Source organism: Veillonella sp. (assembly GCF_019414865.1).
Taxonomy (GTDB): Bacteria; Bacillota; Negativicutes; order Veillonellales; family Veillonellaceae; genus Veillonella.
Map to the genome: position 1 here is coordinate 1 of NZ_DXLG01000082.1, position 7066 is coordinate 7066.

The window sequence follows — 7066 nt, forward strand, 5'->3', positions numbered from 1 at the left end:
ATTTTTCTCTTTTTTCTTGCGTATTTTTTGAGGCCATGGGTCCATAATGCCAAAGTTGACATTCATAGGTTGGAAGTTGGAACCTTCATAGTTAGAAACATAATGGCTAAGAGAACCGATAGCTGTAGTTTTAGGGAAGTCAATAAATGAACGGTCGTCTAAATAACGATCCACTTGTAAGCCTACCATAAGACCACTGGCAGCAGATTCTAAATACCCTTCTACACCTGTCATTTGGCCCGCAAAGAATAAACGCGGTTCTTTTTTTAGTTGGAATGCATGGTTCAACAACTCAGGGGAGTTGATATACGTATTACGGTGCATAACGCCGTAACGTACAAATTCTGCATTTTCAAGGCCTGGAATCATGCCAAATACACGCTTTTGTTCGCCCCACTTTAAATGAGTTTGGAAGCCTACCAAGTTAAACATAGTGCCTTCCTTATTTTCCTTACGCAATTGAACAACTGCATAAGACTCCTCATTGGTACGCTTATCCACCAAACCTACTGGTTTTAAAGGCCCATAGCGCAATGTATCTTCACCACGGCTTGCCATAATTTCTACCGGCATACAACCTTCAAAATAGATTTCTTTTTCAAAATCCTTTGGTTGTACTGCTTCAGCCGTTGTAAGCTCATGCCAGAATGCTTTGTATTCTTCCTCTGTCATAGGACAGTTAAGATAATCTGCATCGCCCTTATCATAACGGGAAGCGGCAAATACTTTATCATAATTCAAAGATTCTGCTGTAACAATAGGTGCTGCTGCATCGTAGAAGTAAAATCCTGTCTTACCAGTTAATTCTTTAATCTTATCACCTAATGCTTCAGATGTAAGAGGACCAGAAGCAAAAATAACAGTACCTTCAGCAGGAATCTCGGTTACCTCTTCGTGATGAACTGTAATATTAGGATGGCCTTTTACCTTTTCAGTCACCATTTCACTAAATAGATGACGATCAACGGCTAATGCCCCACCGGCAGGAACAGCAGTCGCATCGGCACATTCCATAATAATGGAGCCTAAACGACGCATCTCTTCTTTTAAAAGACCTACTGCATTTTCAATATTGCCAGCGCGTAAGGAGTTACTACATACAAGCTCTGCAAACTGATCTGTTTGATGCGCAGGGGAACTCTTCAGGGAGCGCATTTCATATAAGTCTACATGAATACCACGGTTAGCAAGTTGCCAAGCTGCCTCAGAGCCAGCTAGACCTGCGCCAATAACAATAACATTTTTATTATTCAACTGTTGTTTCCTCATTAGCTTTGCTAGATTTTTTAGAATTCTTAGACTCTTTAGTTTCTTTAGATTCTTTTACAGTTTCTTCACTAGCTTCGCTCTTTTTCTTTCTAGTTTTCTTTGGAGGTCGAGTTGGACATGCTTCATTGGAACAGAATTTCTTAGTTGTCCCATTTTTATATGTCTTTTCAACCATAATAGAACCACATGTATCACAGAATTCATGAGTTGGTTTATCCCATAATGTGAAATCACATTGTGGGTAACGGTTACAACCATAGAACAAACGTCCTCGACGAGACTTACGTTCTACGATTTCTCCTTCTTTACATTTAGGGCAGGTTACACCTGTCCCTACCGTAATAGGTTTAGTGTTTTTACATTCTGGGAAGTTAGAACATGCAAGGAACTTACCATAGCGACCAAATTTATATACCATTGGACTATGACAGAGTTCGCACGTTTCATCACTTTCCATAGATGCAATTTCAATGCGATCTACATCGCTCGCATCTTCTAGCTCTTTAGCAAATACTTCATAGAAATCAGACAATACCTTTAGATATGTATCCTTACCAGATGCAATAGCATCGAGTTCTTCTTCTAGATCACGAGTAAAACCTGTATTGATAATTTTTTCAAAGTACGCAATCAAGAAATCTACCACTACAAAGCCTAACTCTGTCGGAACGAATTGCTTATTCGTATTCTCTACATAGTTACGACTTACGATTGTATCAAGAATTGGAGCATATGTACTTGGACGACCAATACCGAGCTCTTCCAATGTTTTGATGAGGCTCGCTTCGGAATAACGTGGAGGTGGTTGCGTGAAATGTTGTTCAGGCAAAACCTCTACCGTATGAGCAGCATCATTCTTCTTAAGCGCTGGCAATTGAGGAACATCCTCTTTTTTTGCGTCCTCATAAACAGCACTAAAACCTGGGAAGATTACACGAGAGCCTGTTGCTTTAAATGTATAGTCATCATGAACAGTTAACTCAATGGTAGTGGATTCATTTTGTTGTGGTGCCATTTGGCTCGCCATAAAACGATTCCAAATCAATGTATATAATTTAAGCTCATCACGACTCAAGAATGGCTCTACCATTTTTGGTGTCAACTCTAATGATGTAGGACGAATCGCTTCATGGGCATCTTGAGCTGAACCTTTTGCACCGTACATATTAGGTTTAGATGGATAATAATCTTCACCATAGTTACGAAGAATATAATCCTTAGCCATGGCCTGCATTTCTTTAGAAATACGCGTAGAGTCTGTACGCATATAGGTAATTAAACCTACATGACCATAGGAACCGATTTCTAAACCTTCATACAAATGTTGAGCAATCATCATGGTACGCTTTGCACCAAAGTTCAACTTACGAACACCATCCTGTTGCAACGTAGATGTTGTAAATGGTGGTGCCGCTTTACGAGAGCGCTTGCGTTTTTCCACATTCGTTACTACTGCATCGCCACCGCCAATGGCATCGACAACGGCTTGTGCATCTTTTTCAGTAGTAATATCGATTTTCTCACCTTTAATATGAGTCAATTCGGCTGTGAAAGCCTCTTTTTTAGGCGTTTCAAAATTGCCTTCAATAGTCCAATACTCTTGTGGCACAAAGGCTTGAATTTCTCGTTCGCGTTCACAAATTAGACGAACAGCAACGGACTGTACACGACCTGCACTGAGGCCCTTACAAACCTTTTTCCATAATAGTGGACTCAATTTATAACCTACAATGCGGTCTAACACACGGCGTGCTTGTTGAGCATCTACCATGTTCATATCGATGGTACGTGGAGATTCTAAGGCCTCTGCAACGGCATTTTTAGTAATCTCGTTAAAAGTAATACGACATGTAGACGTAGGATCTACATTAAGAATGTACGCTAAATGCCATGAAATGGCTTCCCCTTCGCGGTCAGGGTCAGTTGCGAGCAATACGGCACTACTTTCATTGGCATAGGAAACGAGTTCATCAATAACCTTTTTACGACTTACTAGATTGCTATAGCGCGGTGTAAAGCCATGCTCTATATCGATACCCATCTGAGATTTAGGCAAATCTCGTAAGTGGCCCATACTTGCTTTTACCACATAGTTTGGACCTAAGAATTTTTCAATTGTTTTAGATTTAGCAGGAGATTCTACGATAACCAATACTTTGCCATCTGGATTATATACGCGAGGTTCACGTTGTTCAGGTGGCACAGAGGTTTGTAATACAGACTTGTCCCGTACAATCCCCATAGGAGTAAGAGCCTCTTTGGCAACCTTACGTTTTATCGTAGTACTCTCTTTTGTAGTACTTTTCTTTTTTGTTTCTTTACTAGTACTAGCTGCTTTTGGCTCGCCAATAACGATAGATCGTTTAATGGACAAGTATATCACTCCTAGTCATATTAATATAGCCTCTCGGCGGTTGATGCTCTATAGCCCCTTCTAGCTCTAACTCTAGTAATAAGGGCTGCAATTGTTGCAATGGAATGTGAGTTACTTTCAAAATATCACTAACAGTAATACATCGATCATGAGGTATTTCACTCAAGATTAAACTCTTATCCAAACTAAAGCTTAACATAGACGGCCCATGACTATCAACACCCTTACATGTATTACTCCATAAATCCCCCTCTTTCACATGACTATGTTCCTCTTTCTTTGACGTTGAAAGTTTCTTTTTTGCCGGTGAAAGTTTCTCTTCTGTGGCGAAAAAATCTCGTAAAGTTAAATGATATTGTTCCACTATATCCTCATATCCAGTCAGTACATAAGCCCCATTGCGCATAAGAAACTTATTGCCATCCGCTGTATGATCTAATAGGTTACACGGTACTACAAATACATCGCGCCCTTCACTGACCGCCATATCCGCCGTAATTAAGGATCCACTACTAGACTTAGCCTCCACTACGATTACCCCTCGACTAAGTCCACTAATAATACGATTACGCGCAGGGAAATGCTTTGCCGATGGTGGTGTGCCTGGAGGATATTCGGATAGGAGCAAGCCATTATTTGCCAGTATCCGGTCAAATAATTTTGAATTTTCTCTAGGATATACAATGTCTAAACCACATCCCATAACTACAATGCCGTACCCCTGACTTGCTAGTAGTCCTTCATGACCATGCGAATCGATGCCGCGAGCACCACCACTCACAATTATAGTACTGTATTTGCCTAGTTCTTTTCCCAACATTCTCGCCACATTCCGACCATATAACGAGCACCGTCGAGCCCCTACAATAGCAATACGGTTCAGTCTTTTATCTAATAAAGCTCGATTGCCTCGCATAAATAATATAGCTGGTGGATTATAGATTTGGTTTAACATAGATGGGAAATCTTTATCTAGAAAGGTAGTAACATCCATCTTATATTCATCTAATTTTTGAATTATATAATCTAGTTTTTCATCCTTAGCCGATGCTGCAATAGCACGTTTATCTCCTACGGAAATATGATAATAAGATTTCAAATTTTCAACCTTCTTAACAGCTTGCCAAGCTTCATAGGGTCCTCCAAAATCATCAATAAAACTCCTTATATGTGCTGCGCCCACATTATATAAACTTTGGAGACCTGCAATATAAATGTTGTCGTCATATCTTGTCATAATATCACCTACTTACCTGTTCTAAATAACATTGCTTCGGAAATATGATGTGGTTCCACTTGTGGGTTTCCCTCAAGGTCTGCTATGGTACGACCGACCTTTAATATGCGATCAAAAGCACGTCCACTTAAATGGAAATGGTCAAATATATTACCGAGTACACTCCAAGCCTTATCGGTAATATGGCAAAGCTCACCTATGGCCTTATGCGGTACGGCACCATTAGAGCTAAAATCTAGGCCTTCATACCGTTTCTGTTGCATAGAGGTCGCCATAACAACTTGTTCTCTCATACTTTCACTAGTCATCGTTGAAGACGAAGTATCTAATAATTGCTCTAATGTGGGCCTTTCAACAGGTATGTGCAAATCGATGCGATCCATAATAGGTCCAGATAATCGTTGCTGATAATTTTTAACCATTATTTCCGTACATACACACTCTTTATACGGATCATGATAATAGCCACAAGGACATGGATTAGCCGCTAAGATACAAATAAAATCGGCAGGATATATGTAATTACCTTGAGAGCGATTGATGGTAATTGTACGTGATTCTAAAGGTTGCCTAAGCGCATCGATAACTTGACGTTGAAATTCAGGTGCCTCATCCATAAACAGCACACCTCCGTGAGCAAGGGTTACCTCACCAGGTCGACCTTGAATACCGCCGCCTACCATACTCGCCAAAGTCGCCGTATGATGTGGATGCCTAAAAGGCCTAGTTTTAACGAGTCCCTTATCACCGAGTAAACCGATCACATCTTGGATGCGACTTACCTCAACCATCTCATTCCAAGTCATAGGAGGCAATATGGTCGGTAATCGTTCGGCCATCATCGTTTTACCACCACCAGGCGGACCTATCATAATACAATGATGATGTCCTGCAGCGCTAATGAGCATGGCCCGTTTACCAAGCTCTTGACCTTGTACATCGCCAAAATCTACATCATACGTAGTATTATGGTTTTTATTATCCATCGTATCTATTAATATCTCATCTTGATTTTTCCCTATTTTTATCTTTTTGAAAGTTGAAATAGATTTAGATTTAACCTGATCTTCTAAGACGGTAATAATATTTTGTAATGAAGACTCGCCATATATAGTAAGATTTGGAATAGCTTTTAGATTATGTCCATTTACTACGCTTGTATATATAGTGGAGTAATCAGCTTCTAACCCTGCCAATGACATCGCCAATGTACCAAAGGTTGGTAATAGTGATCCATCTAAAGCTAGCTCTCCCATAAATAGACTATTTTTTAATATAGCAGAAATATTAGCTTTGCGCCCCTTTATCTGTCCTGATGCAAACAGAACCCCTAAAGCAATAGCTAAATCGAGTCCAGCACTACTTTTACGAATTGTAGCAGGTGCTAGATTTACTACAATACGTCTCATAGGAAATTCATAGCCACTATTTTTAATGGCAGCCCTCACACGTTCACGAGCCTCCTTAACAGATTGATTAGGTAGACCTACAATGTCAAAGACAGGTAAACCTTGCGATATATCGACCTCTACTGTAATAATACATCCATCTATGCCATGTAAGGTGGCTCCATATAGTTTTGCATACATAGGTAACCTCTCTAAAAGCATTGCGGTAAATAATGAATGGAACTTTGAAAGTCCTCGTGTAGATACACCTCTATTACATCAAAGGATATTTCCTTCCAGTGTCGTTTCTTTTGATGTAAATCATATAAAAATAACATAGCTGCCCGTTTAATATGCTTTTGTTTCTTCTTTGTCACCGCCTCTCGAGCCAATCCATGCTGCATTCCTCTACGGGCTTTAATTTCAATAAAATGATAGATTAAATCGCGTTTGGCAATGATATCAATTTCTCCTAATCGTGTTCTATAATTCGTATCTACTACTGTAAGGCCAATCTTTTCAATATATTTAATGGCCACCCGTTCGCCCCATTTTCCAAGTTCCTTTGAATCCAATTCATTAAATGCTTTACCCGTACTAATCGTTTTCATATATACCTCCAATTTAAGTGTAGTAACCACAATAACTTATAGAATATTTATCACTCAATCTACATCTAAACTTTCAACAGGTAACACTTACTTGTAGCGTAGAATAAGGAGACTATAAAAGTAAATACAAAAGAGGTTCCTAATAGTCACATCGGTGACCAATAGGAACCTCTTTACGGTTATAAAC

5 protein-coding genes are annotated in these 7066 nt (G+C 39.6%); all 5 read right to left on the reverse strand.

Annotated elements, in window-relative coordinates; translation table 11 throughout:
* Window positions 1-1254, reverse strand: a 1254-nt coding sequence (trmFO, locus tag QZ334_RS05935) for a methylenetetrahydrofolate--tRNA-(uracil(54)-C(5))-methyltransferase (FADH(2)-oxidizing) TrmFO (RefSeq protein ID WP_295232739.1), incomplete at its 3' end; no start/stop codon positions are given.
* Entirely contained in the window at window positions 1247-3643 is a 2397-nt protein-coding gene (gene topA, locus QZ334_RS05940) for a type I DNA topoisomerase (RefSeq protein WP_295232742.1), read from the reverse strand. The genes topA and trmFO, both read right to left, overlap by 8 nt.
* Window positions 3633-4880 carry a DNA-processing protein DprA gene (dprA, locus tag QZ334_RS05945; RefSeq protein WP_295232746.1) on the reverse strand — a complete coding sequence of 416 codons (1248 nt, stop codon included), beginning with the start codon at window positions 4878-4880 and terminating at the stop codon, window positions 3633-3635. Before dprA ends, topA begins: the two co-directional genes overlap by 11 nt.
* An 8-nt stretch (window positions 4881-4888) precedes the next feature.
* Entirely contained in the window at window positions 4889-6469 is a 1581-nt protein-coding gene (locus QZ334_RS05950; RefSeq protein ID WP_295232749.1) for a YifB family Mg chelatase-like AAA ATPase, read from the reverse strand.
* Between the two features lie 11 nt (window positions 6470-6480).
* Window positions 6481-6879 carry a YraN family protein gene (locus QZ334_RS05955; protein ID WP_295232752.1) on the reverse strand — a complete coding sequence of 133 codons (399 nt, stop codon included), beginning with the start codon at window positions 6877-6879 and terminating at the stop codon, window positions 6481-6483.
* Window positions 6880-7066 lie beyond the last annotated feature (187 nt).